Annotated in this window: 25 protein-coding genes; 8 read left to right on the forward strand and 17 right to left on the reverse strand. The window is 36.2% G+C overall.

Features of this window, described 5'->3' with window-relative positions; translation table 11 throughout:
* Positions 1-5: 5 nt before the first annotated feature.
* The 3 genes from ABR854_RS01480 to ABR854_RS01490 all read right to left on the reverse strand — a co-directional run bounded on the left by ABR854_RS01480 (position 6) and on the right by ABR854_RS01490 (position 3,393).
* Complete coding sequence (locus ABR854_RS01480) at positions 6-1,370, reverse strand: NAD(P)/FAD-dependent oxidoreductase (RefSeq protein WP_350263569.1); 1,365 nt, start codon at positions 1,368-1,370, stop codon at positions 6-8.
* A 63-nt stretch (positions 1,371-1,433) separates the two neighbouring features.
* Positions 1,434-2,435 carry a 4-hydroxyproline epimerase gene (locus ABR854_RS01485; protein ID WP_350263570.1) on the reverse strand — a complete coding sequence of 334 codons (1,002 nt, stop codon included), beginning with the start codon at positions 2,433-2,435 and terminating at the stop codon, positions 1,434-1,436.
* A gap of 52 nt (positions 2,436-2,487) precedes the next feature.
* Complete coding sequence (locus tag ABR854_RS01490) at positions 2,488-3,393, reverse strand: dihydrodipicolinate synthase family protein (RefSeq protein WP_350263571.1); 906 nt, start codon at positions 3,391-3,393, stop codon at positions 2,488-2,490.
* A gap of 229 nt (positions 3,394-3,622) precedes the next feature.
* Here ABR854_RS01490 and ABR854_RS01495 point away from each other — a divergent pair, with 229 nt between their 5' ends.
* Complete coding sequence (locus tag ABR854_RS01495; protein ID WP_350263572.1) at positions 3,623-4,477, forward strand: AraC family transcriptional regulator; 855 nt, start codon at positions 3,623-3,625, stop codon at positions 4,475-4,477.
* Here the strand turns inward: ABR854_RS01495 and ABR854_RS01500 are convergent, their stop codons facing one another.
* Both ABR854_RS01500 and ABR854_RS01505 read right to left on the reverse strand, forming a co-directional pair.
* A complete protein-coding gene (locus tag ABR854_RS01500) occupies positions 4,478-5,242 on the reverse strand; it encodes an MBL fold metallo-hydrolase (RefSeq protein WP_350263573.1) in 765 nt (254 codons plus the stop codon).
* A 102-nt stretch (positions 5,243-5,344) separates the two neighbouring features.
* On the reverse strand, positions 5,345-5,713 hold the full coding sequence (locus ABR854_RS01505) for a response regulator (protein WP_188764829.1): 369 nt from the start codon (positions 5,711-5,713) through the stop codon (positions 5,345-5,347).
* A gap of 225 nt (positions 5,714-5,938) precedes the next feature.
* Here ABR854_RS01505 and ABR854_RS01510 point away from each other — a divergent pair, with 225 nt between their 5' ends.
* On the forward strand, positions 5,939-6,706 hold the full coding sequence (locus tag ABR854_RS01510) for a UDP-2,3-diacylglucosamine diphosphatase (RefSeq protein WP_350263574.1): 768 nt from the start codon (positions 5,939-5,941) through the stop codon (positions 6,704-6,706).
* A gap of 6 nt (positions 6,707-6,712) precedes the next feature.
* Here ABR854_RS01510 and ABR854_RS01515 read toward each other — a convergent pair whose 3' ends face one another.
* Both ABR854_RS01515 and rfbC read right to left on the reverse strand, forming a co-directional pair.
* Positions 6,713-7,504: a tyrosine-protein phosphatase gene (locus ABR854_RS01515; RefSeq protein WP_350263575.1), complete on the reverse strand. Its 792-nt coding sequence runs from the start codon at positions 7,502-7,504 to the stop codon at positions 6,713-6,715.
* A 191-nt stretch (positions 7,505-7,695) separates the two neighbouring features.
* The gene (gene rfbC, locus ABR854_RS01520; RefSeq protein WP_350263576.1) at positions 7,696-8,235 is read right to left on the reverse strand and encodes a dTDP-4-dehydrorhamnose 3,5-epimerase; all 540 of its coding nucleotides are present in this window, start codon (positions 8,233-8,235) and stop codon (positions 7,696-7,698) included.
* Positions 8,236-8,407: 172 nt separating this feature from the next.
* Between rfbC and pyrF the strand changes: the two genes are divergently transcribed.
* Together pyrF and ABR854_RS01530 are read left to right on the forward strand one after the other, a co-directional pair.
* Positions 8,408-9,232, forward strand: coding sequence for an orotidine-5'-phosphate decarboxylase (gene pyrF, locus ABR854_RS01525; RefSeq protein ID WP_350263577.1), 825 nt, complete (start codon positions 8,408-8,410; stop codon positions 9,230-9,232).
* Positions 9,233-9,290: 58 nt separating this feature from the next.
* Positions 9,291-10,562 (forward strand): DUF2851 family protein, encoded by a 1,272-nt coding sequence (locus tag ABR854_RS01530; RefSeq protein WP_350263578.1) that lies wholly within the window; start codon positions 9,291-9,293, stop codon positions 10,560-10,562.
* A gap of 137 nt (positions 10,563-10,699) precedes the next feature.
* On the opposite strand, the gene ABR854_RS01535 is transcribed toward ABR854_RS01530, so the two are convergent.
* From ABR854_RS01535 to ABR854_RS01550, 4 genes are read right to left on the reverse strand one after another with little or no spacing between them, the layout of a single operon-like run.
* Complete coding sequence (locus tag ABR854_RS01535; RefSeq protein WP_064197826.1) at positions 10,700-10,906, reverse strand: hypothetical protein; 207 nt, start codon at positions 10,904-10,906, stop codon at positions 10,700-10,702.
* A gap of 40 nt (positions 10,907-10,946) precedes the next feature.
* A complete protein-coding gene (locus ABR854_RS01540) occupies positions 10,947-11,357 on the reverse strand; it encodes an HNH endonuclease (RefSeq protein WP_350263579.1) in 411 nt (136 codons plus the stop codon).
* Complete coding sequence (locus ABR854_RS01545; protein WP_350263580.1) at positions 11,354-11,602, reverse strand: hypothetical protein; 249 nt, start codon at positions 11,600-11,602, stop codon at positions 11,354-11,356. Before ABR854_RS01545 ends, ABR854_RS01540 begins: the two co-directional genes overlap by 4 nt.
* Before the next feature lie 33 nt (positions 11,603-11,635).
* Positions 11,636-13,108 carry a CCA tRNA nucleotidyltransferase gene (locus ABR854_RS01550; protein ID WP_350263581.1) on the reverse strand — a complete coding sequence of 491 codons (1,473 nt, stop codon included), beginning with the start codon at positions 13,106-13,108 and terminating at the stop codon, positions 11,636-11,638.
* A gap of 303 nt (positions 13,109-13,411) precedes the next feature.
* Between ABR854_RS01550 and ABR854_RS01555 the strand changes: the two genes are divergently transcribed.
* From ABR854_RS01555 to ABR854_RS01565, 3 genes are all read left to right on the forward strand, one after another.
* The gene (locus ABR854_RS01555) at positions 13,412-14,692 is read left to right on the forward strand and encodes an NAD(P)/FAD-dependent oxidoreductase (protein ID WP_350263582.1); all 1,281 of its coding nucleotides are present in this window, start codon (positions 13,412-13,414) and stop codon (positions 14,690-14,692) included.
* 77 nt (positions 14,693-14,769) lie between these two features.
* Positions 14,770-16,500 carry a VRR-NUC domain-containing protein gene (locus tag ABR854_RS01560; RefSeq protein WP_350263583.1) on the forward strand — a complete coding sequence of 577 codons (1,731 nt, stop codon included), beginning with the start codon at positions 14,770-14,772 and terminating at the stop codon, positions 16,498-16,500.
* 23 nt (positions 16,501-16,523) lie between these two features.
* Positions 16,524-17,624, forward strand: coding sequence for a Gfo/Idh/MocA family protein (locus ABR854_RS01565; protein WP_350263584.1), 1,101 nt, complete (start codon positions 16,524-16,526; stop codon positions 17,622-17,624).
* 38 nt (positions 17,625-17,662) lie between these two features.
* Here the strand turns inward: ABR854_RS01565 and ABR854_RS01570 are convergent, their stop codons facing one another.
* The 4 genes from ABR854_RS01570 to ABR854_RS01585 form a co-directional block, all read right to left on the reverse strand.
* On the reverse strand, positions 17,663-19,831 hold the full coding sequence (locus ABR854_RS01570) for an FUSC family protein (RefSeq protein ID WP_350263585.1): 2,169 nt from the start codon (positions 19,829-19,831) through the stop codon (positions 17,663-17,665).
* A 103-nt stretch (positions 19,832-19,934) separates the two neighbouring features.
* Positions 19,935-20,564, reverse strand: a complete 630-nt coding sequence (gene trhA / locus ABR854_RS01575) for a PAQR family membrane homeostasis protein TrhA (protein WP_350263586.1) — start codon at positions 20,562-20,564, stop codon at positions 19,935-19,937.
* 123 nt (positions 20,565-20,687) lie between these two features.
* Complete coding sequence (locus ABR854_RS01580; RefSeq protein ID WP_350263587.1) at positions 20,688-21,860, reverse strand: hypothetical protein; 1,173 nt, start codon at positions 21,858-21,860, stop codon at positions 20,688-20,690.
* Positions 21,857-22,825, reverse strand: coding sequence for a DUF2157 domain-containing protein (locus ABR854_RS01585; RefSeq protein ID WP_350263588.1), 969 nt, complete (start codon positions 22,823-22,825; stop codon positions 21,857-21,859). Before ABR854_RS01585 ends, ABR854_RS01580 begins: the two co-directional genes overlap by 4 nt.
* A 239-nt stretch (positions 22,826-23,064) precedes the next feature.
* Here ABR854_RS01585 and ABR854_RS01590 point away from each other — a divergent pair, with 239 nt between their 5' ends.
* Positions 23,065-24,381 (forward strand): erythromycin esterase family protein, encoded by a 1,317-nt coding sequence (locus ABR854_RS01590; protein WP_350263589.1) that lies wholly within the window; start codon positions 23,065-23,067, stop codon positions 24,379-24,381.
* A 44-nt stretch (positions 24,382-24,425) separates the two neighbouring features.
* On the opposite strand, the gene ABR854_RS01595 is transcribed toward ABR854_RS01590, so the two are convergent.
* Positions 24,426-25,283: a DMT family transporter gene (locus ABR854_RS01595; protein ID WP_350263590.1), complete on the reverse strand. Its 858-nt coding sequence runs from the start codon at positions 25,281-25,283 to the stop codon at positions 24,426-24,428.
* A 30-nt stretch (positions 25,284-25,313) separates the two neighbouring features.
* A complete protein-coding gene (locus ABR854_RS01600) occupies positions 25,314-26,300 on the reverse strand; it encodes a phosphotransferase enzyme family protein (protein WP_350263591.1) in 987 nt (328 codons plus the stop codon).
* Positions 26,301-26,307 lie beyond the last annotated feature (7 nt).

Below are 26,307 nucleotides of genomic sequence, written 5' to 3' on the forward strand. Positions count from 1 at the left end.
CCAAATTAATCATATCTTTCTGGTTTGTAAAGGGCAATGTCAATACTATTTTTCTGATTGTCGATTATTTCTTGAACTAATTTGCCCGTAGCAGGAGCGAGACTAAGCCCCATCATGGCGTGACCCGATGCTACCACGAGGTTTTTATACTTATTTGTTCGTCCAATGTAAGGCAACCCATCGGGAGAACATGGACGCAAACCATACCAAACTTGTTCTTTTTGCGGTATATCTATCTGATAATCAGGGAAATAATTTGGCACGGCCTTGATGATTCCCCGCACACGATTCATATTTATTTCATCGTTCAAACCACCAATTTCCATCGTTCCACCAAAGCGAATCAAATTGTCAGACATAGGCGTTATGGCAACTCTCGCTTCCAGTAAAATAGATGGAATATTGAGTTTTTTGCCTTGATTTTGCTCGTAAGTTACGCTATACCCCTTACCCGCTTGCATTGGAAGCCCAATATTAAGCATATCTGCCAAAAGCGGCGACCATGAGCCAGTAGCGATGATTAAATGATTAATGCTTAATGATGAATGATTAATGGCTTCGACTACCGATTGTTTTATTTTAATGCTTTTTATCTCATTTTTTTCAAACTCAAAGCCTGTTACTTCCGTGTTATAGAGGAATTTTACGCCTTTGTTTTCGAGGTGTTTTTTTAGGTTTTTAACTAATTGGTTTGGGTATAAATGAGCATCGCCTTCGTAGAAAATTGCTCCTGCTACATCGGGTTTTACTTCTGGCTCGTATTCGTGTAATTCTTTGGTAGAAAGTACCTTGGTTTTCAAGCCAAGTTCGTTTGCTTGGTGGGCTACCTCAACTTCTTCTTCAAAACTATGTTCGGTTTTGCAAAGCATCATCAAACCTTTTTCTTCAAAAGAGAAATTAAAATCGGGCGTTTGAGCTAACTCTTGATATAGGGCTTTGCTTAGCAAACTAATATCTCGAAGAGCAGGCATTGCTCTCTCGACTTGCTTTTTGTTGGCTGCTTGATAAAATTTCAATCCCCAAGAAAGTAAATCAAGATTAAGGCGAGGCTTCACATAAAATGGACTTTCAGAATTGAACATCCACTTGATGCCTTTTTCAATCATTCCAGGTACTGCCAACGGTATAAAATGGCTTGGTACAATCATACCAGCATTACCCATTGAGCAACTATCATCGCCATTTGAACGTTCGATAATCGTAACTTTGTATCCTTGTTTGTTGAGGTAATATGCTGAAAATAAGCCAATTACCCCGCTGCCGATGATGGTAATGCCCCCAGTACCCCCAACCGACCTATCGGACTTCCCTAAAGGGGAGTTAACATTTTCTACGCCAATTCTATTGTTACTGTTATTTGTTAAGTTCATAACTATTTAAAGAATTTGTTTATTGAGAGACTGAAAGTCCCCCTTTAGGGGTTAGGGGGTGTATTAAATCACCTGAAACCCAAACGCATAAGGGTCATCTTGGTCGTCAATCGTGATGGTATTATTTCCATAAATCCTTGCCCAACCTTCAATGCTCGGGTAAATTGCGTCTTTTTCTCCGACTTTGGTTGTGCCTTCTATTCTTCCGATAAACTTACTACCGATGATACTTTCATGAATAAACTCATCACCTTGTTTCAGTAAGCCTTTGGCAGCCCATTGGGCCATGCGTGCCGATGTACCTGTACCACATGGCGAGCGGTCGATGGCTTTATCTCCGTAAAAAACAGCATTTCTGGCAGTTGAGGTTGGGTCAATTACTTTACCAGTCCATTCAATATGGCTTAGCCCATTGATAGTAGGGTTATCAGGGTGAACAAAAGTATGTTTCTCGTTGATTCGCTCACGTAAAACCCTTGCCCAAGCAATGAGTTGGTCGGCTTTGAAATGTTCTAAGCCAGGAAAGTTTTCTTGTACATCAACAATTGCATAGAAATTTCCGCCATAAGCTACATCAACTTTTAGCATTCCCAAATCTGGACATTCAACTTCGATATTTTCGGTTGCTAAAAATGAAGCAACATTGGTCAACTTAACCGATTTTACTTTATTTCCTTCTTGTTTATATTCAATCAAAACTAAGCCCGCAGGTGCTTCCATACGCACAAAACCTGGCTTTTTAGGCTGAATAAGTCCATGTTCGATGGCAATTGTAATTGTCCCGATTGTTCCATGTCCACACATAGGAAGGCAACCTGATGTTTCGATAAATAGCACCGCAACATCATTTTCAGGGTCGTGGGGTGGGTACAAAATACTACCTGACATCATATCGTGGCCACGAGGTTCAAACATCAAACCTTTACGAATCCAGTCATATTCACGCAGAAAATGCTGGCGTTTTTCCGACATATTTTTACCCTCTAAATTTGGCCCACCACCAGCTACCAAACGAACTGGATTCCCACAAGTATGAGCATCAATGCAAAAGAATGATTTGTTCATAGGTATTAATTTATGCTCCCCCTCTCCAATTGGAGAGGGGCTGGGGGTGAGGTTATAGTGTTGGTAAAACTGGTCTTGTTGCCAACGAATCGTTGATAACTTTCAAGATTTTTTCTCTTTCTTCGCCTGCCAATGGTAAACGTGGTTCACGTACCCACTCAGTACCAAGTCCAGTTGCCACTTGAGCAAGTTTGATATTTTGAATAAATTTAGTCGAAACATCTAAGTGCATCAACGGGAAGTGCCAACGATAAATCGCACGGGCTTCTTCGTAGCGACCTTGTTTTACTAATTCATAAATCACAACTGTTTCTCTTGGGAAGGCATCAACTAAGCCCGCAACCCAACCATCAGCACCCATTACAAGGCTTTCATAGGCCAAATCATCAACACCAGACATGATTTTGAATCGTCCACCAAACTCATTGATAATGTCGGTCATATATCGTACATCTCCAGTTGATTCTTTCATTGCCTCAAAATGTGGGTTTGCTGCCAAATCATGGAACATCGGAATCGAAATAAAGTTTTTATATGCCAATGGATTATTATAAGCCAAAACAGGCAAATCAGTAGAGTCAGCAACACGGTGTAAATAATGAAGAATCTCACGTTCATCAGCCGAATAACGCATTGGTGGCAATAGCATAAACCCGTCAGCACCAGCTTGCTCGTAAGTTTTTGCGAGAGCTACGGCCTCACGAGTGATACATTCAGCAATACAAATTACCAACGGCACACGCCCTGCAATGGTTTTCTTTGCTGAATCAAGCAAAGTTAATTTTTCATCATTAGTAAGCGTTCCGTTTTCGCCCAACGAACCACAAATAATAATACCATGCACTCCAGCTTCGATTTGTTTTTCGATGTTGAAGTTAAACATATCTAAATCAAGGCTTTCGTCTTGGAAAAAAGGAGTTGTTACGGCAGGATATACGCCAGTCCACGATGGTTTCATATATTAATTATGAATGAGTGATTGATAGAATGAGTGAATGTATAATTTCTTTTGCAAAAGTAATAGTGCTAATTGTAGAAAACTTATCTTAACTTCGCAGATAGTTGTACTATATTGCTCAATAAATAAAAATATATTGTAGTATTGAGGTAAATTAGTATTTAATTTAGAGTTTGTATTCTATCATTCACCGAGCGTCGGTCGCTCATGCTATCATTCAAAATTAGCTTTGAAACCTTTATTATTCCGAATACCAAAAACCGAAACTGAGTCTTTTAGAGTGCAGGTCGATGATTTGCCGTATTTTTACGATACGCTACATTTTCATCCAGAATGGCAAATAACACTTATTCTTGAAAGTACAGGAACGCAATTTGTGGGCGATAATGTAGAGCGTTTTCAGCCTTTCGATATTTATTTTTTGGGAAGTAATTTACCCCATGTTTTCCGAAATGATGCAGAATATTATGCCGAAAACCAGCGTGCGTACTCAGTTTCAGTCTATTTTCGAGGAGATTTATTGGGAGAGAATTTCTTTGATATTCCAGAAACTCAACATTTGAAGGCATTATTGACAGAAGCGTCGAGAGGAATCCGAATTAGAAATAATGAAGCAAATGCTCTCACAGATTTGATAAAGTCAATTGCCAATAAACAAGGTTTTGATAAATTACTTACTTTTTTACAGATTTTAAATGAAATTGATATTTCGCTCAATAAAGAATTTTTATCAAGTATTACTTATCAATCTCCACAGAAAGAAGTTGATAATCAGCGGATTAATGCGACGTTTGAGTTTTTGATGAAAAACTTCGAGCGAGAAATTTCATTGGAAGAAGTGGCCGAAATAGCCAACATGACACCCAACGCTTTTTGTAGATTTTTTAAGGTGCGTACACGAAAAACTTTCTCCGATTTCTTGAATGATGTACGTATTGGTCACGCTTGTCGAATGCTACAAAACAATGAAAAAAGTGTTTTGGAAATCTGTTTTTCGAGCGGTTTTAATAACGTCTCTAACTTCAATCGACAATTTAAGCGTCGCATGAAAATGTCGCCGAGTGCTTATTTGAGGCAATTTTGATTATAATCTTATCTTCAAACCATCATAAGCCAGTCGAATATTAGGCGGAAGTTCTTTTTCTACTTCGCTATGAAGTCCCATTTTATGGCTAATATGCGTGAAATATGTTATTTCAGCGTTTACTTTCTTGGCAACTTCTATTGCTTCATCAAGTGTGAAATGTGAAATATGTTTTTGGCGTTGCAAAGCTCCCAAAACTAAAACTTTTGAGCCATAAGCTTTTGCCAGTTCTTGTTCAGAAATATAGTTTACATCAGTAATGTAGGTAAAATCTTTGATTCGGAAACCAAAAACTGGTAAACGATGATGCAAAACATCTATTGGTATAAATGCAGTGTCTTTTATTGTAAACGCTTGATTACCAATTTCATGTACATTTATCAAAGGTACACCTGGGTATTTCTGTTCATCAAATGCATACGCAAATTCACGTTTGAGTTGAGCCAGTACTCTCGGATGCCCATAAAGGTCTAAATGCTGAATTCCATGCAGATAATTATAAGGACGGATATCATCCAGACCAGCTGTATGGTCTTTGTGTTCGTGGGTGTAGATGATTCCATCAATTCGAGGAATACGTTCACGAAGTGCTTGATGACGGAAGTCTGGACCCGTATCAATCACAAAACTTTTGTTTTCTACTTCAATCCAAACCGATACTCTGAGTCGTTTGTCACGGTAATCCAGTGATTTACAAACCTCACACCCACACGTCAGTACGGGAATCCCGCCCGAAGTACCTGTTCCGAGAAAAGTTACATTCATATTTAATGATAGAATTAATGAATGATAGAATGATAGAATAAAGGACAATCTTTTTCAATAAACTATTCTATCATTCTATCATTCACTCAATCTTCATTAGATTTATTCCGTTAGTCCTTTTACAACTTCGACTAATTTATCAAAATTCAGAGGTTTCATCAATGCATCATTAAAGCCCGCTTCTTTGAAATCAGTTTCTGAATAATTTTTTGCATTGCCTGTGATAGCCACAACAGGAAGTTTTGCCTTTGTTTTATCGCTCAATTCACGAATCGCTTTCACACACTCCATACCATCCATAATCGGCATATTGATGTCGAGTAACAAGATGTCAAAATCTTCTTTGTCGAGCAATTGCATCACTTGTTCGCCATTCTTAACGGCAGTAATTTCAAAATTCTGGAATTCCAAAATCTTTTTGGCTAAGTTCTGAATCACTGAGCTGTCTTCGGCAATTAATACTCGTTTCATTGGATAATTATATTGTTTTATAAAATGGTCTTATAAGAATTCGGTTGTAAATATAAGGAAAGATGATTTTCTATAAAATCAAATTTTGCTTTATTTCAAAACTACGCATAATTAGCATCAAAAACGATAAGTTTTTAACAAATTTTCTGTTTTCATTTAAAATATTCATAAAATTTTGTGTGCTTTGTGCAAAGTTTTAATTTTTATAGAATTGTATTAATGTTAATGAATCGTACAATACCCACAGGAAAAAAAATATACTTTGCGTCTGATTTTCATTTAGGTGCACCCACGCACGCTGAGAGCCTTATCCGTGAACGCCGAATCATTGAGTGGCTTGAAGATATCCGCCATGATGCCGAAGTAATTTTTTTAGTAGGTGATTTGTTTGATTTTTGGTACGAATACAAGCATGTTGTACCGAAAGGTTTCGTGCGTTTTTTTGGGAAATTAGCCGAATTATCAGATGCTGGAATCGAAATAATAGTCTTTTTAGGCAATCGTGATATGTGGATGACTGATTATTTTGAAACGGAGCTGAATATTCGCACAATCCGCCGACCACAAGTTTTTTCATTCAATCAAAAAACGTTTTATGTAGGTCACGGAGATGGACTGGGTGCTGATGATTTTGGTTATAAAATTTTGAAAGTGATTTTTGAAGGGAAAATTCCAAGGTTTCTGTTCGGAAGAGTGATGCATCCAAATCTTGGAATGTTGTTGGGACAAATCTGGACTAAAAATAGCTGGAAGAAAAAACGTGAACCGGAAAAGTTTTTGGGTGAAGAACGTGAGCACTTAGTGCAATATTCAAAGCAGATTGAAGCTAAAACCCACCATGATTTTTATGTTTTTGGCCATCGACACACAATGGCCGAAATGAATATTTCTCCAACGGCTCGTTATGTAAATCTCGGCGATTGGATTTGGTATAATAGTTACGCAGTTTTTGATGGAGAAACCATGCAACTACTTACCTATAAACCTAAATAAACATGTTTAGGCAAATACAGTTATTTTTTTCTCCATCAATGTATTATTCAAGATATTGAGCTGAGTTGCTTCTTTGAAAGTTTTGAGCTTAAAAGCATGCTTGATACTTTCGAGTTGAGCGATGCTGTGGCAGTCTGAACCTAAGAAAGCTACCAGTTTTTTGCTAATCAGTAATTCTGCTAACTCTTGTGCTTGCTTTGAATAATAACCTGTCAATGAACCAATATTTACTTGAAAAAGTGCACCATTGAAAGATAAACGATTGATTACTTCCAAATCATTGAGGCTGACATAGCGTTCGGGATGAGCCAGAACAGGAGTATAACCAGCCTGTTTGATTTTAATAACTGCTTCAAGAATATAAGAGGCCTTTGTAACAAATGAAGCCTCAAAAAGTAGATATTTTTTACTTCCACCAAAAGTTAAAACTTTATGGCATTCGACCAATCTGAATAATTCATCTTCCAAATAATATTCGGCTGCTGCTTCCAATTCCATTGTAATATTTCTACGTTTCAGAACAGTTTTAAGAATATGTAATGATTGTAGAATATCTTCAGGAGCATTATTATAATAGCCAGCCATTACGTGCGGTGTCGCAATAATTTTGCGATACCCCATTGCATACATCTCTTTAATTATTTCGATACTCTGCTCTATATCTACTGGGCCATCATCAAGTTGCGGTAATACATGAGCATGAACATCAACTGTCAATTCTGGTTTCGGAGTATTACCGCTCAAAACATCTCTCTTGAAAATTGACTCAAACATTAAGGATAGTTTATTCTTTGGCATATTAGGATTCAATCAAGGCAGTCTAAGCACCTTAGTCTGCGATATACCCATGAAGTTCCAAGACCATGCCAAATGTATCCGCTTGTTATATAAAAATAGCAAACGGTATCAATCGCTTGCTATTCAATATATTAAAAAAAAAAAAAGCAACTAATTGCAAAATTGGTACAATTTATGATGCGAAAATTTCCTTAAATTTTGCTAAATAAATCTTTAAAAGTTGTAAGCTCTAAATCTTTTTCTGAAACATTTGGATTTGTGATTCCCCAGTCAATATTTAAATCTGGGTCATTCCAAATGATACCACCTTCAGAAGCTTTATTATAGTTATTGGTGCATTTATATGAAAAGATAGAGTCTTCAAGTGCAGCAAATCCATGTGCGAATCCTTCTGGAATATAAACCATATTTTGAAGCGAAGCATCCAACGTAAACTTTTGATATTTGCCAAAAGTTGGTGAGTTTGGACGAATATCTACCGCCACATCAATGACTTTTCCCGTAACTACTCGTACAAGTTTACCTTGAGAAAAAGGAGTATTCTGGAAATGAAGTCCACGTAAAACCCCAGCTGTTGAAAATGATTGATTGTCTTGTACAAACTGAAAAGGAATCCCATTTTGTGCAAAAATATCTTGACGATATGACTCAAAAAAGTGACCACGGGCATCTCCAAAAATTCTTGGATAAATCTCAATTAGGCCTTCAATACTTGTTTTTCTAAACTCCATTATTGGGTGATAATTTTAAAATCGGCAAGTTAACTTCTTCATCAATTAAACTAATAATTGATTTATTCTAAGGTTAAAGAATATACAAAAGTAGTATTTACAAAATAAAATCGTGTTATTTTTCTAATTAAATCGTATTATTTATAGAAATTTGCCTAAAAAACATCAAAGAATGACAAAAAAGCAGCTTTTTGAGCAAATAACAAAAAAAAACTCATATTTGTGTGTTGGTCTTGATACCGACATTAAAAAAATCCCGTCGCATTTACTCAAAGAAAAAGATCCAATTTTTGAATTTAATCGTCAGATTATAGACGCAACCGCTGAGTATGCCGTTGCATATAAGCCAAACATAGCTTTCTATGAGGCATTTGGGGCGAAAGGATGGGAGAGTTTACAACGCACTATAGAATATATACCGCAAGAGTGTTTTACAATTGCAGATGCCAAACGTGGCGATATTGGCAATACTTCGGGGCTTTATGCTCGTACATTTTTCGATCAATCATCTTCAGGACTGGATTTCGATTCAGTAACGGTTGCCCCATATATGGGAAGTGATTCGGTGATGCCTTTTCTTGAATTTGAAGGAAAATGGGTGATTCTTTTGGCTCTAACTTCTAATGCTGGTGGCGATGATTTTCAGCAGTTATCAACAGGAGATAAACAATTATTTGAACAAGTAATTCTAACTTCCCAACAATGGGCTGACTCAGAGCGTATGATGTATGTTGTGGGTGCTACAAAAGCAGATAAATTATTGAAAATCAGAGAAATTGCTCCCGAACATTTCTTACTCGTACCAGGCGTTGGAGCTCAAGGTGGTAGTTTAGAAGAAGTTTCAAAATATGGAATGAACAAACAATGTGGTTTGTTAGTAAACTCTTCAAGAGCCATTATTTATGCCTCTTCTGGCGAAGCTTTTGCTCAAGTAGCCGCCAAAGAAGCTCAAGCCGTGCAACAAGAAATGAAGAAATATTTACAGATGTATTTGTAAAACCGTTACACCGTAGAGACGTTGCAGTGCAACGTCTCTACACTAAATAATCCTATTTATGAACGAAGCATTTCTACACTATCTTTGGCAATTTCAGCAGTTTGATAAATCAAATTTGCAAACGATTTCGGGTGAAAAGATTTCGGTATTAAAAACAGGTATTTTAAATACCGATGCTGGCCCCGATTTTACAAACGCTCGGCTTCAAATCAATGAAATTGAATGGGTTGGAAATGTAGAAATTCATATAAAATCTTCTGATTGGCAACTTCACAGACATCAGAATAACGAAGCCTATAATAATGTAATTCTGCATGTGGTTTGGGAAAACGACCACGCCATCGCTCGACAAGATGGTAGTCTGATACCGACACTTGAATTGAAATCAATTACTGATATTCAAATTATTGGAAAATATCAGCATTTGATTGATAATCAATCTATTATACCTTGCAAGGAACAATTCTCGGAAGTCTCTGATTTATCTAAATTTGCTATTTTGGATAAGGTTTTGGCGAAGCGTTTGCAACAAAAAGCTCAAATTGTAGAACAACTCTTTGAACAAAATAATGGAGATTGGGAAGAAACAGCTTATCAACTTCTGGCCCGAAATTTTGGGTTTAAGCTTAATTCTGAAACATTTCTAAGGCTTGCTCAAAACCTACCTTTGAAGGTTTTGCAAAAACATCGAGATAATCTGATTCAAATCGAAGCCATACTATTTGGGCAAGCGGGTCTGATTGAGAATGTTGATGAATATTCAGAAAAACTCAGCCGTGAATACGATTTCTTTTCAGCAAAATTTTCGTTGAGACCTACTCAATTAGCCTCGCATGAATGGAAGTTTCTTCGCACTCGTCCTGCAAATTTTCCGACCGTTCGTATTGCTCAACTGGCCAAGTTGATTACACAACAACAGAGTTTTTTCTCGCTATTTACTCAGACCAATTCGATTGAAGATTTACGAAGTACACTAAAATTTGAACAATCTATTTATTGGCAAGAACATTACAACTTTGGAAAAGTCGTTAGTAAGAAATTAGTAGGTTTAGGCAAAGATTCTATCAATAATATTTTGATAAATACAGTTATTCCTCTCTTGGCGTGTTATTCTGAGAAAATTGATAATCAAGAGTTTATGACAAGATGTGTGAGCTTTTTGGAGGCTTTACCAGCCGAAGAAAATCATATAACCGAAATGTGGGAAGGCTTGGGAATGAAAATAAAAACAGCCTTCGATTCGCAAGCGAGTATTGAACTTTATAATAATTTTTGTACCCAAAAACGCTGTTTACAGTGCAATGTTGGGATTGAGATTTTGAAGAAATAAGTTTTGATAATGTAAAGTTTAGAATGTAGAGTGTCGGAATAAAAATTGCATAGCAACTTAATAATCATTCTTAATTCTACATTCTTAATTCTACATTCTTAATTCTACATTCTTAATTCTACATTTATGCTTTAGCACTATGTACGATTTACCATCGAAATGCCCGATACCAACAAAATTAGGCCTAAAACTGCTGGAGCTATTTTTCTTGCACCTTTTACGGTCAAGCCCATCACGGTATCATCGGCCGACATGAAGGCTATACAAGCAAATAATAATAATAGTAGGCCCATTCCAGCTAAAATTCCGCCGAGCATTCTTTTAAATTTAGTTCCGTCATTCATTCCTTATCTTCGAGTTTAGGTGTTTTTAAAAGTTTATTTATTAAGAGAAAAACCCAGCTAATAGCATCTCAAATCTTTCTTCAATTTTCATTGGTAAATTTAATTCTAATAGTTTTATGGTTGCTTTTCCAGTATCTGAAAGTGGAATAAACTCTCCTTTATTCATTTCAAAATGCTCAAACCAATTTTGAGTTCGTGGATTAAAAAGTGGGACTAATTCTCCACCAAACTCCAGAATAGTAGCAATATTTGAACCCTTTTTCCAATTGCAAGGTGAACAGCAATATGCGAGGTTATTGAGTGTATTTGGTCCACCATGCTGCAAAGCTATGATGTGTTCGATATGATACTCGTAAGAAGAAAGGAATTCAGGAACATGGCAATATTCACAACGATGATTAGCACGTTCGATGATTAATTTCTTTTTGGAACGAGAAATATAAACACTCATATCGACATATTGAGTTTTTGCATTGCTTTTGCTTTTGCTAAACGTACAATATGCTCTACTGTCATATATCGCTCCATTTCAGCATTTTCATCAGCAGTCAAACCTATGCTTGAATTTTTTTCTAATAGAATGTTCACTCGTTCTTGTGATTTGGCCGAAACTTTATATGCCAAAACTTTGCGAGGTGAAAGATTAGCTAAAAAAAAAGCTAATTCATCATAGACCGAATTATATTCTAATACCATTGTCTTATTGTTTAGATTGTAATCTGAAAAATATTATTCTTCAATACTCAATAATGGTCTTATTTCTTCTATACTTTTTACGGGTTTCAAGTTCAGCTTTTCGCCCTCTTTCAACACATAATCAAAAGATGGTTCAAACTCATTAGGGATAATTCCTTCTAAAACGGCTTCTCGTAGAGCCAGTTTTATTGTTCCAACTTCTTTTGATGGCTTCAAATCAAAAACTTCCATGATTATCTCACCTGTAATTACGGGCTGAAAATTACGAAGTTTATCTTTTTCTTCCAACTCAACGAGCATTTCTTCTACTTTATCGAAATTGGCGAGGTATTTTCTGACTTTATTTGGGTCTTTGGAAGTAATATCGGCTCGGCACAGAATCATTAAATACTCTAAATCTTCACCCGCTTCAAATAGCAATCTACGCAATGCTGAGTCGGTGATACTTTCTTTGGCCAAAGCGATTGGACGAAGGTGTAAACGCACTAATTTTTGCACCATTCGCATTTTTCCATCAAGTGGTAACTTTAATTTTCGGAAAATAGTAGGAGTCATTTTACCACCCAACTCCTCGTGTCCGTGAAACGACCAACCTATTTTTGGATGAAATCTTTTGGTAGCAGGCTTGGCTATGTCGTGCAAGATTGCCGCCCAACGCAACCACAAGTCATTTGATTTAACGGCCACATTATCAAGTACTTGTAGTGTGTGATAAAAATTATCTTTATGCCCTTTACCATCTTGCGTTTCAACTCCTTGTAGTTCACAAAATTCTGGAAAAATTATTTGGAGCAAGCCCGTATAAAACAGTAATTTGAACCCATAAGAAGGCGTTTTCGACAATACAATTTTATTCAACTCATCAGTAATGCGTTCTTGCGAGACAATGCTGATGCGGTCTTTCATGGCTGCAATAGCATCGAATGTTTTTCCGTCAATATCAAAACCAAGTTGAGATGCAAACCTCACGGCACGCATCATGCGAAGCGGGTCATCGGAAAATGTAATTTCGGGTTCGAGAGGTGTGCGAATCAACTTTCTTTTAATATCTTCTACGCCACCAAATGGGTCGATTAATTCACCGTAGTTTTTTACATTTAGTGAGATTCCGAGAGCATTTATAGTAAAATCTCGGCGATTTTGGTCGTCTTCGAGTGTTCCGTCTTCTACTAATGGTTTGCGAGATTCAGAGCGATAAGATTCTCTTCTTGCTCCAACAAACTCTATCTCAATGTCGCCTGATTTGATTTGTGCTGTACCGAAATTCTTGAAAAAACTTATGTAAACGTTTGAGTTTCCTTCAATTTTTTCAAGATTTTTGGCTACTTTTTCGGCTAATTCGATGCCACTTCCCAAACAGACAACATCAATATCTTTGTTTGGGCGATTTAATATAAGGTCACGAACGTATCCGCCAATCACATAAGCATCGACATTTATTTCGGCTGCCGAGCGTGCAATTAACTCAAAAATAGGTTCGTTCTGTAAGTTTTCTTTGAAATTCATTTACTCAATGGTCAATAGACAACGGTCGATAGTTTCTATCAACTGTTCTATAAAAGCACAAAGGTACGAAGGATTGAAGACCTAAACAATTTCGGTAAGAATATTACAGAAAAACTACGAAAACCAAAGCAAAAAATGTAATTTTGAAACTGATGATAAGTCAGTGAATAAATTCAGTGGCTATTGAAACAAAGGGAAAATGCAAAAAAACAAAACGATTTAAATCGTTTTATTTAATAAGGCCTTTGTTCAATTAGACTGTGATTTTAATCACAGTTTTAATCCAAAACATAAACTCAAAACATGACTCCAAATATTCCAGAAACTAACCAAACTCGTATCGTGATTGTCGGTGCTGGTTTTGGTGGTTTAGCTCTCGCTCAAAAACTCGCTAAGCACGATGTGCAGATTGTATTGATTGATAAAAACAATTATCACCAATTTCAGCCACTTTTTTATCAAGTTGCCATGGCTGGACTTGAACCAAGTTCGATTTCGTTTCCGCTTCGTAAGATTTTTCAACATAAAAAAAATGTTCATATTCGTATCACTAAGGTGCTAAAGGTAAATACCGAACAGCAAACCTTAGAAACCGAACTGGGTGAACTAAGCTACGATTATTTGGTAATGGCGATGGGGGCCGATACCAATTTTTTTGGTATGCAGAACATCATCGAAAATGCCATGCCAATGAAGTCGGTTTCGGAGGCTATTTATCTGAGAAACAAGGTTTTACAAAACTTAGAAGATGCTCTCACGGCTACTGATGCCGATACTCGCGAAGGTTTGATGAATATGGTTGTGGTTGGAACTGGCCCAACGGGCGTTGAGGTTTCGGGAACCTTGGCTGAAATGAAACGTCTGATTTTGCCGAAAGATTATCCCGAATTAGATTTTAATCAAATGAAAATCTATTTGTTTGGCTCATCGCCTGAAGTGCTGGAAGTGATGTCTGATGAAGCTTCGATGAAAAGCAAAGAATACCTCGAACGTTTGGGCGTAATTGTGCGAAATGGCGTAAGAATCACAGATTTTGATGGGAAATATGCTTATACGCAGGAGGGTGAAAAAATCAGAACAAATAATGTAGTTTGGGCGGCAGGAATCAAAGGAAATTCGATTGAAGGTTTCCCGAAAGAAGTTTATGGAGGTGGTAATCGTCTGAAAGTCAATGCTTTTAATCAAGTAGATGGTTTACCAAATGTTTTTGCAGTTGGTGATATTGCTTTGATGAATGGCGACCCAAAATTCCCTAATGGACACCCACAAGTGGCTCAACCTGCGATTCAACAAGGTGAATTATTGGCCAAAAATCTTTTAAAAATCATGCGGAAAGAAGAGCCAGTTGGTTTTGAATACAAAGATTTAGGTTCGATGGCAACCGTTGGAAGGCACTTGGCGGTGGTTGATTTACCTTTCTGGAAATTTCAAGGAGCTTTTGCGTGGTATGTCTGGATGTTTGTGCATTTAATGGCGATTTTGGGCGTAAAAAACAAAGTTATGGTTTTTATTAACTGGCTTTGGAATTATGTTACGTATGACCAATCGTTGAGATTGATTATCAAACCGAAAGTGAAGCAGTGATTATAGGGCAAGTTTCTAACTTGCCTATTTTGTTAGTGTATTTATAGTGTGTTTTTCTATGAACAAAGTTCTTAACTATGGCAATTGAACAAACGCCCAAAAACGAACTTCCTCCAAAATATTACCTCGAATACTTTAATTATGTCCTGGATTTTGTGCAGGAAAAATATCGTCATATCCTGAATGAAGTTGAATGGCGTTTCTTGCGAAAATACTATTGTTTGAGCGAAGATGCTCAATGTTTATTTATTCGTTTCTCTAATCGCAGAGGTTTGTTTTTTCGAGTTAATAAGTTGTCTTACAGCGAATTAACGAATATTCCTGCATTGCTCAATGAATTGCTCGAACGAGAGTTTATCGAAACTCTCAACCCCGAAAAACACCAAACATTTAGCAAAGAAATGCTCAATGTTTGGACCACAAAAGAGCTTGTTGAGCAATTTTCTAAATTGTTCACTGAGAAAAAAACAACGTATAAAAAACTAAAAAAAGAGGAACTCGTAGAGGCTATTTTACAAGATTTTGAACTCAGTAAAATTGTAGAAACCCTCAATAACTTCGAGCCAATCATAAAAGTTTGCTTTGAATATGAAGTCACTTTTATGAAGTTTTTGTTTTTCGGAAATCGCTACCTCGACATGACCGAGTTTGTGATGCGAGATATGGGTTTAGTACAATTTGAAAATCATGACGATGACAAACTTGTAGCCCGATTTACTACTCGAAAAGATGCTGAAGACAAATGGCTCATTACCGACCAAAATGATTTATTTTCTCAATTAAAAGATATAGCTCCTGCACTTGATGTGTATGATTGGTTCATGAATTTTGCTGATTCTGTGCATGAGTTGAGCGAAGTAGCTAAACCTTCTTACGAACGTTTGATTATAAAAGTGGCCACTTTCTTAGAAAAAAGCAAACTTTTAGACGAAGCTTTGTTGGTTTATCGACTTACCGAGCAAGTGCCATCGAGAGAGCGACAAGTGCGGACACTTCAAAAACTTAACCACATTGATGAAGCATTTTCTTTGTGTCAGCAAATGATTGAGTACCCTAAAAATGCTGATGAAAAATTTTATGCCATTGATTTTCTTAATAAACTCAATACCAAAAAGCGAGCTAAGAAAAGTACAACTTCTTGGCTGCATCAAGCTGAGTCAATTACAGTTTCTATTGACTTTAGGCATCAAGTTGAGATGGGTGTCGTAGATTATTATCACCAAGAAGGAAAACTGGCAGTTTTCTCCGAGAACCATCTTTGGCGAGCCATTTTTGGCTTGGTTTTCTGGGATATTGTCTTTGACCCAAGTTTGGTGGCTTTTCATCATCCATTCCAGCGTCGTCCTTCTGATTTGTATTTGCCCGATTTTTACGAAAAACGTAAAGATTTAATCATTAGTCATTTAGATGGCTTTGCCGACGTGCAGGATTTACTGATTTACATGGGCGAGCGTTACGAATCGAAGTTTGGTATTGCCAATCCGTTTGTGGTTTGGTTGGAAGAGATTTGGCTGATTGTTAGAAAAGCGGTTGAGCTGATAGAATTTGAAGCAATGAAAAAAATTCTGCACGAAATGTCGAAAAACTTGGTCGAGCATTTGCGTGGTTTTCCTGACCTTTTTATGTGGGATGATATTGCAGGAGAATATTGTTTTGTAGAAGTAAAATCGCCGACCGATAATTTATCCAATCAACAGCTTTCTTGGTTACAATATTTTCAAGAAATTGGTGTTAATGCCAAGGTTTTGCGGGTATATTGGAGAGAAAATGATACTTTAGAAGAAGAATTGGTTGAGAATAGAGAGTAAAATAATGAAAAAGCTATACTAAAATGATAAACAGAAGAGATTTCATACAAAAAGTTGCTCTTGCATCAGGTGCGATGATGCTTTCAGACAAAACTTTGGCTTTTGTTGAAGAAGGTAAAAAACTTGGTATCGCTTTGGTCGGTTTGGGAAATTATGCAACCAACCAACTTGCTCCAGCTTTGCTACAAACTAATTTTTGTAAGCTAACTGGAATCGTTACGGGAAGCCCAGAAAAAGCTGAAAGTTGGTCAAAACAATATAATATTCCGCAGAAAAATATCTATAATTATCAAAATTTCGATGAAATCAGGAATAATCCTGACATTGATATTGTGTACGTGGTGTTGCCCAATTCGATGCACGCCGAATTTACAATTCGAGCAGCAAAAGCTGGTAAACACGTAATTTGTGAGAAACCAATGGCTATGAATGTGCAGGAATGTAAAGATATGATTGCTGCCTGTAATGCAGCAAAAGTACAACTTTCGGTAGGATATAGGCTCTATTTTGAGCCACATCACCTCGAAATGAAGCGTTTGGGTACGGAGAAAGTCTATGGAGATGTGAAAATGATAGAAAGTAGCTTAGGCTTTTCGATGGCAAATCCGAAAGTTTGGCGGTTGAACAAAGCACTTGGTGGAGGTGGAGCTATCATGGATTTGGGCGTTTATTGTATTCAAGGTGCAAGACGCACGTTGGGCGAATTACCAACGGCAGTTTCGGCACAGGGATTTATTATCGATAAAACAATTTTCAAGGATATTTACGAAGGAATGACTTTTCAGATGGATTTTCCGAGTGGAGCAATTTCAAATTCGACTACAACTTATTCATCTTATGTGGATAGGCTTCATGCCACCACAGGCTGGCGATGGTTTTCGTTGAGCCCGTCATACAATGCAATCGGTACGGCTGGACAGTTTTTTGATGGGGAACGCAAAGAAATGAATTTCAAAATACTTGATTATCAGCAGATTAAGCAGATGGATGCTTTTGCTGAAAGTATTATCAATAAACAAAAACCTGAAGCTTCAGGCGAGGAAGGGATGATTGATCTAAAGATTATTGAAGCTATTAAGCAATCGGCTGATAATGGGAGGAAAGTAAAGATTGATTGGATATAAAATAGTTCTACTTGTTTAGTCGCCTTCTGTAAAGGTTATCAAAGGTCAATTCGTTCCGAAATTTTACAAATATCGTAAGCCACTTTCTGGATATTCATAAATTGCTCAGTAATCAAAATCGTACTTTCATCAGTTTCTTCGGCTTGATGATTTTTTACTTTCAAAAGCTGAATATTTTCTTTTACAACAAAATCACTTTTTTCGATGATTTTGATAGCTTCTTTCAATAAATTCTCAGTGTTGGCCGTAATTTCTTTCAATCTATCGAAGTTAGGTAATGTATCAAAATGTTCTCTCGAATACAAAGCGAGTGTAGCTACATACGAAGAAAGTAAATGGTTTAATACAGAAAATTTATGAACTTCTTTGATACTTAATTGTTTGTTTTTTGGTTCGGAAAACATCCGCTGAAGCCCAGAAGCCAAGTTGGCACTTCGTACAAAAACTTCTTTCCGCACAATTTTATAAGGTACTCGTTGGTATTCCTCCCCAAAATACATCTGAGAAACCTGATGATAATAAGCCAAATTGGCCTCCAGCATTTCAATTAAAGTATTTTTTAACTTTTTGTGTTCCCAATGTGGCAATAAAACGTAACTTCCGATGAATGCAAGTCCACCACCGATTGCTGTGTCATAAACCCGCTCAATTAGCAATGCACGGCTACCCATTCCCAAAAACTCAAATAAAATCAAGATAAAAGGAGTCATAAAAACGACACTCACGAGGTAGGTTTTACGTTGAAAACTGTAAGTTCCAAGCATACAAATCAACAAAATTCCGAAAAGCCAGTATCTGTCAGTAATATAATTTAAGATGAACATTCCAATCAATGCACCACCGATTGTACCAAAAAGCCTATCAAGATTTCTTTCTTTGGTAAGGCTATAAGCTGGTTTCATAATCACCATGATGGTCAGGAGAATCCAATTACTGTGCAAAAGTTGGGTCGATTGTGCAATGATAAAGCCCACGAGCATCATTCCTGAAACTCTTAGAGCGTGTCTAAAATTCTCAGATTTTAGATTAAGATTATCCAAAAAAGTATCGACATCATAGACTTGACTTGTAGTAAAAGCCGTAGTCTGAACATCATTTCTCGAAAGTTTTTTCTGTTCTTTTGCTCTAAAATAGCCGTTTATTTTTTTGATGCGGTTAAAAATATTCTCAATATTGACTTCAATATTTTTCAAGGATTGCAGCCCAATCACCGAAATTGTTTCATCTTCAGTAAATGTGTCAATTTTTATCTTTAATGCATTTAGCTTTCGAGGTAAAAGTAGATTTACTTCGGGCTTGCTTCCATCTTTCAACGATTCGCTTATTTCATCTATTTGTTCGGATAAAAGATTGAGAATATGTTCAAAATCGACTAAAATTCCTGTGTGGTCAAATTGTTTGTGGAGTTTTTGGTAATTATAAAACGTTGACATGATTTGCTCGTATAAATCAACCATATCCACAAAAATCACCAGTAAAAGCCTTCCTTCTTGCGAGTTTTCTTGTACAATCTTCGGGTTTTTAAAGAGTTGTTCTCTTACAGCATCCAGTTTTTCATTGACTGTTATTTGAGCTTCTATGAGTTTTTTATAGTTTTCATCATAGTCCATTCCTTCTTTGTAGAAACCTGATTTGATTCGCATAAAATTGGCAACTTCAGAGATAGATTCGGCCAACGAAAGTCTCGCCAAACGATAAGGCATAATTTGATAAATGGACAAACTTAACAAAGCATACCAAATACCACCCAAGAAAATATAGAGTGAATAAAACAAGATTTCGTTGATTGGGCGAACATCATCAATACCAATAATCATCACCAACAATGCCGCCACACCCATTGAAGCCGCTCGTGGGCCATACACATAAAGCATTGAGCATAAGAAACTTAATGCAACTACGAAAGCTCCCAAAGTATAAACCGAAAGTCCGACCAAGCTTGTGAGAAGCGAAGTAATTGTTACTAAGCCGATTGTTAGAAACATCCCATTTCGGCGGTGTGTAATTGGTCCAGGGGAATCGGCAATGCTTGCACAAACTGCTCCCAGTGAAAACGAAATTCCGATTTTTAATAAATCAAATTGAGCAAGAATCAAACTCGGAAGCACAACTCCAAAGGTTATCCGAAGGCCATCACCGAAGTATTGACTAAGAACGAAGCCTTTGACTTCGTTTGGGATTTTTTTTGGTGAAATAGTAATTTCCATGCTAAAAATTGAGTGTTAATTTCGGTGGTTAAGCGAATCGGACGGCAGCGGCCGACCGTTGCCGAAGCAGCCGAAACCAGCGAATTTTAGACCAAGAAACCCGCTAAACCGCCAACAAAACTGCTAAATAATGACAGAATGCTGCAAAAAGTACAAATAAATGCCAAATAAAATGGTTATACGGAATCTTCTGATTTTGGTAGAAAACCGTACCGATTAGATATAGAATTCCGCCCACTGCTAATAAATAAATTGATTTATCAGGCATTAAGTTCCAAAAACTTGCACCTAAGAAAAATACTAAACAACCAATGAAAATATAAATTAATGTAGAAAGTAAGCGATATTGACCAGTGAAAAAGATTTTTTTTACAACACCAAAACCAATCAATGTCCATTGAATAATCAGAAACCAAAAGGCAGTCTGAGCAGGAGTAAATAACACCACAAACGGGATGTAAGTACCGCCAATCAGAAAGAAAATGCTAATATGGTCGAAGATTCGGAGTGTTTTTTTGACAAGAGGATTAGAAAAAGCATGGTATAGTGTCGAAAACGTAAACATCAGCAAAATTGTGAAGCAATAAAATGCTACTGCAAATGTAAGCGTCGGATTATTTGTTTGAACTACTCTCGCAATCAAAACAGGAGAAGCTACCACCGTCAGCAAGATTCCCAAGCCGTGAGAAAGGGCATTGGCCATTTCGGTTTTTATTTCTGATGGAGTGTTCATTAATTTACGATTGACGAGTTACGAATTACGACGGGGTCGCCCGTGCGATTGTGATTTTAGCATTTTTTAAATACATCAATAATCTAAAATCGTTAATTATTAATCTTTAATCTATAATGAATTTTAGTAGCCACTTCCTGCACCTCCACCACCAAAATCGCCTTTGCCAAAATCGGTTTTATTTGGTTGATGCGGCTGTTGCATGGCTTGATTGACAATAAATGCTTCTAAATTTTTGTATTCATTCGTGCCAGTTGCTTCTGAAGTAAGGCCGAGTGCGGAACGCCGCCCGTTCGGTGTTTTCAGTGTACGAATCGCCCAAATGCAGAGTCCGACCAAAAATAAGCCTGCAATTGTCAAAGCCCATTCGAGTGGTAAAACTGAAAAATAATGTCGATAAGTGAATATGGAAAATGCTGTTGCACCAATGCCAACGAGTAAGAATTTTCGGTCGTGCTTTTTCAATCCATAAACTACATAGAAAAGTGGAATGATGGTGCTGAATAGATAGAAAAGTGGTGCAAAATCAATTTGTACAGAGCTTGTTAAATCATTCAATAAAGCATTTCCTTCTCTGACTATCAAATAATTACCTCCGAAATAGAAAGTAGTCAAAGCTAAAATTTCGATGAGATTTTGCGGTTCGGAGTAGTAATGGCTTGCTTCTTTTTTCTTCCAGAAACCGATAAAAAAATAAGTAATGGCAGAAATAAGCATGATAACAAAAGGAATAATGACTTTACCGATTGGATATTTGGTCACGAGAAAAAAACAAAGAGTAATCCAAGTAAGATAAGCCACAAAAGCTACGATTGGATCTGCATAACGAAGTAATGCGGGTAAAAGAATGATTAACGCAATTATACAATAAATCCAATTAGGTAAATCGAAATCAGTAAATCCGACTACTGCACTAAAAGCCGCACTTAGTGAGGCGTAGAGCAGAGCATTATCTACGCCTGAACGATAAAAATTATTTTTTTTGATGAAATATTCAAGAAAATATAAGAAAACAAAGGAATAAATTAGGCTGATGACAGAAAAACCAAAGCGAGATTCTGAGAAAATCTCAAATAGGAAGAGCGATACAAAGCCCAAACCTGCCGAAGCCACGATGCAGGTAAATAAGAATAATCCTGTTTTTACGAAGGCATTTGATTGATGAAAACCCACAGGAAATGCTTGAAATGCTTCTTTGCGTTGTTCGTCAGTAATTAACTTTCTGAAATACCAATCGTCAATAATTTCTTGATTATTGATATTCTCGACCCAAGTTTCGTTATATGCTTTGTTCATTTTTTTAGTCCTACAATTTCTTTGATTTTAATTAAAAACAGTACAACACCCGCCGCCGAAATCATAAAATAAAGCATATACAAAAACGGGTCGAGGTCGTTGGGAAGAATTTTGAATATCACATACGTAAACGCAATATAGCCATAAATCACACCCATCAGCAGAAACAAAAAGGAGTGTTTGGTGCGTGCATAAGTGATGCTCAAATAAGATAAAACGGCTATGATGATTCCATAAATAAATTTTAAGTCAAAGGCAAAAAGTCCCGAAAGTGCAGCTATGAAAGTTAAATTTCCTCCAAAAATAAAGTATGTAAAACTAAAATGTTTTTTAAATTCTTTTTGAATCGAAACCCAGCCAATGATTATTAGAAAAACTCCCAGCAAAATGGCCGTAACGACCATATCTTGGCTATTGAAATCATTATTTTTTAGTAGTCGGAGCGGTGTAATACTAATTCCAATCCAAGAAGCTAAAGCCGTAATTGCCATCGACAAAACCCCTCGGTGGTCGAAATAATAAGCACAGAAAATGAATAAAATAGCGGGTAAAAATGCTGCCAGACCGTAGCGTGTACCGAAAAAATTATACTGATACTGAAGATAACCTTCGAGTGTCAGAAAAGTTAAGCATCCACCCAACAGAGCGAAATCGTCAAGGTTGGTACTCTCTTCTAATTCTGCCCAAGAAAAAGGCTTTCGATGTCGGATTGCGTAATAAAAGCAAGCCAAGCAAACCAAAGCGATTAGGCTAATAAGAATATTATGCCCAATGGTATCAATATTTTTGTATATCAGTACGCCCAAACCAGTACTCAAAAACATAATGCCAAGGTAGAGTAACAAACGTAATTCCCAATGGATTGAAAAAGGCTGATTTGAATCAGAAACTTTAATTTGGGAAGCCTGTTCTGCTGAAATAATGTTTTTTTCGGTGAGTGTTTCGAGTAAAGAGGAATTTTGCATTGGCTTTAGCTACTTTTTTGATAAAAGTAGTGAATGTTTTTCATTTGCAAAACTAACCTTTTATTCGATGATTCCTTTTCCTCTCGACTTGCTTATATTTATTTTTTGTTTCATACAACCATTCATAGGCGTTTTTCATTTCATATATAAATACGTTTTTATTAAAAATATTATAATAAATCTTTGATTAGTTTAATTGATGATTTGACAAATTTTCCACCTTTAAATAATTATCGCACATGAAAACTTCTCTTTTTACATTACTTTCTTTCTTCATTTTAATTAGTTGTGATAAAAAAATAGAAGAAACCCTCGTTCCAGCTACCGATGTTTTTCCTTTATCACAGTCAGCTATCAATGATTTTACTCAACTTACTGTGCCAATGAAGCAACAAGAACCTCTCAAACTGACCGATGATGAATTGCGTTATTTTGATGATTTAGGTAGAGCTAAAGTTGTGGGGTTGGGCGAGGCGACGCATGGTACAAAAGAGTTTTTTCAGATGAAACACCGTCTTTTCAAATACTTTGTTGAGCATTTCAATCATAAAATATTTGCCTTTGAAATGGATTTTTCGGAAGCATTGATTTTTGATGAATATGTGCAGACAGGAAAAGGCGATATTGAAAAACTGATGAAAGAAAAAATGTATTTCTGGACATGGAATACTTCAGAAGTAAAAGATTTATTGGTCTGGATGAAAGATTATAACATCGGAAAAGCAGATAAAGATCGTGTGCATATCTACGGAATTGACTGTCAAACCTTCATGTATAATGTACCAGAATTGATAAAAAGAGTATCGGCGATTGATTCAAAAATGGGACAAGATATTGCCGCTTTGTTGACTGATTTAGCTATTGGTAAATTTGAAGGAAAAAAGGCTAATATTCTGACTGTCAATAACTTAATTAAAGATAATAAGTTAAACTTGATTGATAAAAGTTCAGCTTTGGAATATGATTTTATTGAACATATTTCTAATATACTTGTGCAAACTGAAACAATTGTATCCGATAAAAATGAAAGCACAGTTTATACAAACAGAGATTTATTTATGGGCGAAAATGTTGTTTGGCTAAAAAAACATACAGATTTCCCGATGTCGGTTTGGGCTCATAATTTACATATAAAAAATGCTGAAAGTTCGAATGTTGTAGATAGAGCAATGGGGTTTCATATCAATAATAAACTTCAAGGTGGCTACATGACTGTAGGGTTTTCATTTACTGAAGGAAGCGTAACGGCAGTGAATTCTGAAACTTCAAAGTTGGGCTATTATACTTTTGCTGAAAACATTGTTAAAGGTTATTCTAATGAGTTATTTAGTAAATTGAATACCCCTAATTTCTTTTACAGAACACCAAACGTTTATAGAAACACCTATTTTCGAGAATTTTTTACAAAAAAATCATTTTATCAAATCGGGGCAGCTTTCTATCCAAACGCAGCAGCACTGACTAAAGTGAATTTTCCGCCATTATTGGAAGAAAATTTTCTTTACATGATTCATATTAGTAAAACCAACCACTCGAATAATTATTGGGTCAACTAAGTCGATTGCCAACAGTAAACTGGCTATGCTCATGGCATTTCATATTAAGTTGTGACTTTCTTTTTAGATATATATAGCCCTAAAAGTACCAAGATTGTACCCATTATTGCATAAATTGTAATGATTTCATCTAATAAAAAATACGAAAGAAGATACCCCAAAATAGGCGATAGATAAAGCCATTTGCTTGCTTTTACTGTATCTTTTTTTAGCAAATAATACCAAAGCAAAGTAGTGCAGATAGAAATAATAATTGATAGCCAAAAAACAGAAATCGCTAAGTTTTTATCCCATGAAATGTGTTTGTTTGGAGCTAAAATTGCAAATGGAACAAGCATTATGCCTCCAAAAATTACTTGCCAAGCATTAATAGCAATGTTTGATAAGGGCAAATTCATCTTACCATAGTAAACATTGGCAAACGAATACGAAACCATGCCGATGGTCAACACGATAATACCAAAAGGTGTAGCAGTGCTATTTTTTAATGAAGGAAAAGTAGCTAATGCAAGCCCAATTGTGCAAATAATGAAGCCAATTATCTCGTTTCGGGTAATTGGCTTTTTTAGCCAAAAGGTTGATAGTAAAATAATTAGCAGTGGATTGGTAGCGACAAACAAATTAAGTAAACCAACAGAAGTGGTTTCGGTGGCAATAAAGTAGCAACCTGAATAAATAGTTGTACCGAACAGCCCAAAAGTAATTAACTTTTTCCATTCCGTACCTTTTGGGAAAGGGTTACCTTTCGTAAAAACATAATTATATAAGAAAAGTAATGTGCCTGCTATACCAAAACGCATCAAAGCTAAGGTGAGTGGGTCAGCTGACTTTACGCCAATTTTTGTAGCCAACGAACCAGATGCCCAGAAAAATGCAAAGAGTAATCCAATAATGTATTCCATAAGAGTTTTGATAAAATTCAAAGATAGAAATTACCCCAATTTATTCAAATCGAAATAACGCTTTACGAGTAAATTAATGAAGCGTTTGAGATACATTTCATTTAAAAAAGTATTTGACCAATTGTCGAATCTTTGGCACTGAATACCTATATAAAAGAAGTAAAGACTCACCCCAAGCATGGGTAAAATACGTTTTTCTTCATCAGAAATTGGCGTAACCGACTCATAACCAGCCAAGAAACTATCAAGTTTAGATTTACAAATGGCTTCGTCTCTTTCTGTACTATGAAGTTGCAGAATATAGTAAGCAATGTCGAGACAAAGCCACCCATTTCCACAAAAATCGAAGTCAAAAATGGTTATTTTACCGTTTTTAGCAATATTTAGGTTATCAAACCAAATATCTAAATGCACCGTGCCTGTCCTGATTTTTCTAAGATTTACTTTAGCAAATTCATTCAATAGATAGGTTTGAGTTGACCTCATGAAAGCCATTTCTTGGGTATCGCTTGGTAGAAAATTTGGTAAATAATTAAAAATATTTTCGACTAAAACCTGCGGAGTGTAGTCGATTCTCTCTAAGCGGAGGTTTTCTGTAATCTGATGAATTTGAGCCATTAAAATGCCAATTTGAAAATGATTTTCTTCATCAAAACTCAATAATTTCTCGCCTTCAGCATACGAAAACATGACCGCCAAACGCTCGCCTTCTGGAGCATTAATGGTTTGAATGTAGTTTTCAGATTTATCAACAATTGGGAATGAAATAGAAATTTTATTAGCTTTTAGTAGGTTTAGAAGTCGAATTTCTTCTAAAACCTCATTTTTAGTTCGCCAATTAATGCTATAAACTCTGAAAATGCATCGTTTATTTTCGTCTTTTATCAAATAAGTGTGGTTGATTCCTGCCTTTAACAAATTACATGAAGTAGCATTACCAAAACCGTATTTATCTTGAACAAAATCCGCTAAATGAGTTGGTGAGATGTTTGAGCTGATGACTGGAAAATGATTCATTTTAGGT

It is taken from the genome of Emticicia sp. W12TSBA100-4 (assembly GCF_040253585.1).
Taxonomy (GTDB): Bacteria; Bacteroidota; Bacteroidia; order Cytophagales; family Spirosomataceae; genus Emticicia.

Bases quoted from the DNA above. Each gene is read 5' to 3' on its own strand.
- ABR854_RS01480 (WP_350263569.1), bottom strand. From the start codon at position 1,370: ATGAACTTAACAAATAACAGTAACAATAGAATTGGCGTAGAAAATGTT.
- ABR854_RS01485 (WP_350263570.1), bottom strand. From the start codon at position 2,435: ATGAACAAATCATTCTTTTGCATTGATGCTCATACTTGTGGGAATCCA.
- ABR854_RS01490 (WP_350263571.1), bottom strand. From the start codon at position 3,393: ATGAAACCATCGTGGACTGGCGTATATCCTGCCGTAACAACTCCTTTT.
- ABR854_RS01500 (WP_350263573.1), bottom strand. From the start codon at position 5,242: ATGAATGTAACTTTTCTCGGAACAGGTACTTCGGGCGGGATTCCCGTA.
- ABR854_RS01505 (WP_188764829.1), bottom strand. From the start codon at position 5,713: ATGAAACGAGTATTAATTGCCGAAGACAGCTCAGTGATTCAGAACTTA.
- ABR854_RS01510 (WP_350263574.1), top strand. From the start codon at position 5,939: ATGAATCGTACAATACCCACAGGAAAAAAAATATACTTTGCGTCTGAT.
- ABR854_RS01515 (WP_350263575.1), bottom strand. From the start codon at position 7,504: ATGCCAAAGAATAAACTATCCTTAATGTTTGAGTCAATTTTCAAGAGA.
- rfbC (WP_350263576.1), bottom strand. From the start codon at position 8,235: ATGGAGTTTAGAAAAACAAGTATTGAAGGCCTAATTGAGATTTATCCA.
- pyrF (WP_350263577.1), top strand. From the start codon at position 8,408: ATGACAAAAAAGCAGCTTTTTGAGCAAATAACAAAAAAAAACTCATAT.
- ABR854_RS01530 (WP_350263578.1), top strand. From the start codon at position 9,291: ATGAACGAAGCATTTCTACACTATCTTTGGCAATTTCAGCAGTTTGAT.
- ABR854_RS01535 (WP_064197826.1), bottom strand. From the start codon at position 10,906: ATGAATGACGGAACTAAATTTAAAAGAATGCTCGGCGGAATTTTAGCT.
- ABR854_RS01540 (WP_350263579.1), bottom strand. From the start codon at position 11,357: ATGAGTGTTTATATTTCTCGTTCCAAAAAGAAATTAATCATCGAACGT.
- ABR854_RS01545 (WP_350263580.1), bottom strand. From the start codon at position 11,602: ATGGTATTAGAATATAATTCGGTCTATGATGAATTAGCTTTTTTTTTA.
- ABR854_RS01550 (WP_350263581.1), bottom strand. From the start codon at position 13,108: ATGAATTTCAAAGAAAACTTACAGAACGAACCTATTTTTGAGTTAATT.
- ABR854_RS01555 (WP_350263582.1), top strand. From the start codon at position 13,412: ATGACTCCAAATATTCCAGAAACTAACCAAACTCGTATCGTGATTGTC.
- ABR854_RS01560 (WP_350263583.1), top strand. From the start codon at position 14,770: ATGGCAATTGAACAAACGCCCAAAAACGAACTTCCTCCAAAATATTAC.
- ABR854_RS01565 (WP_350263584.1), top strand. From the start codon at position 16,524: ATGATAAACAGAAGAGATTTCATACAAAAAGTTGCTCTTGCATCAGGT.
- ABR854_RS01570 (WP_350263585.1), bottom strand. From the start codon at position 19,831: ATGGAAATTACTATTTCACCAAAAAAAATCCCAAACGAAGTCAAAGGC.
- trhA (WP_350263586.1), bottom strand. From the start codon at position 20,564: ATGAACACTCCATCAGAAATAAAAACCGAAATGGCCAATGCCCTTTCT.
- ABR854_RS01580 (WP_350263587.1), bottom strand. From the start codon at position 21,860: ATGAACAAAGCATATAACGAAACTTGGGTCGAGAATATCAATAATCAA.
- ABR854_RS01585 (WP_350263588.1), bottom strand. From the start codon at position 22,825: ATGCAAAATTCCTCTTTACTCGAAACACTCACCGAAAAAAACATTATT.
- ABR854_RS01590 (WP_350263589.1), top strand. From the start codon at position 23,065: ATGAAAACTTCTCTTTTTACATTACTTTCTTTCTTCATTTTAATTAGT.
- ABR854_RS01595 (WP_350263590.1), bottom strand. From the start codon at position 25,283: ATGGAATACATTATTGGATTACTCTTTGCATTTTTCTGGGCATCTGGT.
- ABR854_RS01600 (WP_350263591.1), bottom strand. From the start codon at position 26,300: ATGAATCATTTTCCAGTCATCAGCTCAAACATCTCACCAACTCATTTA.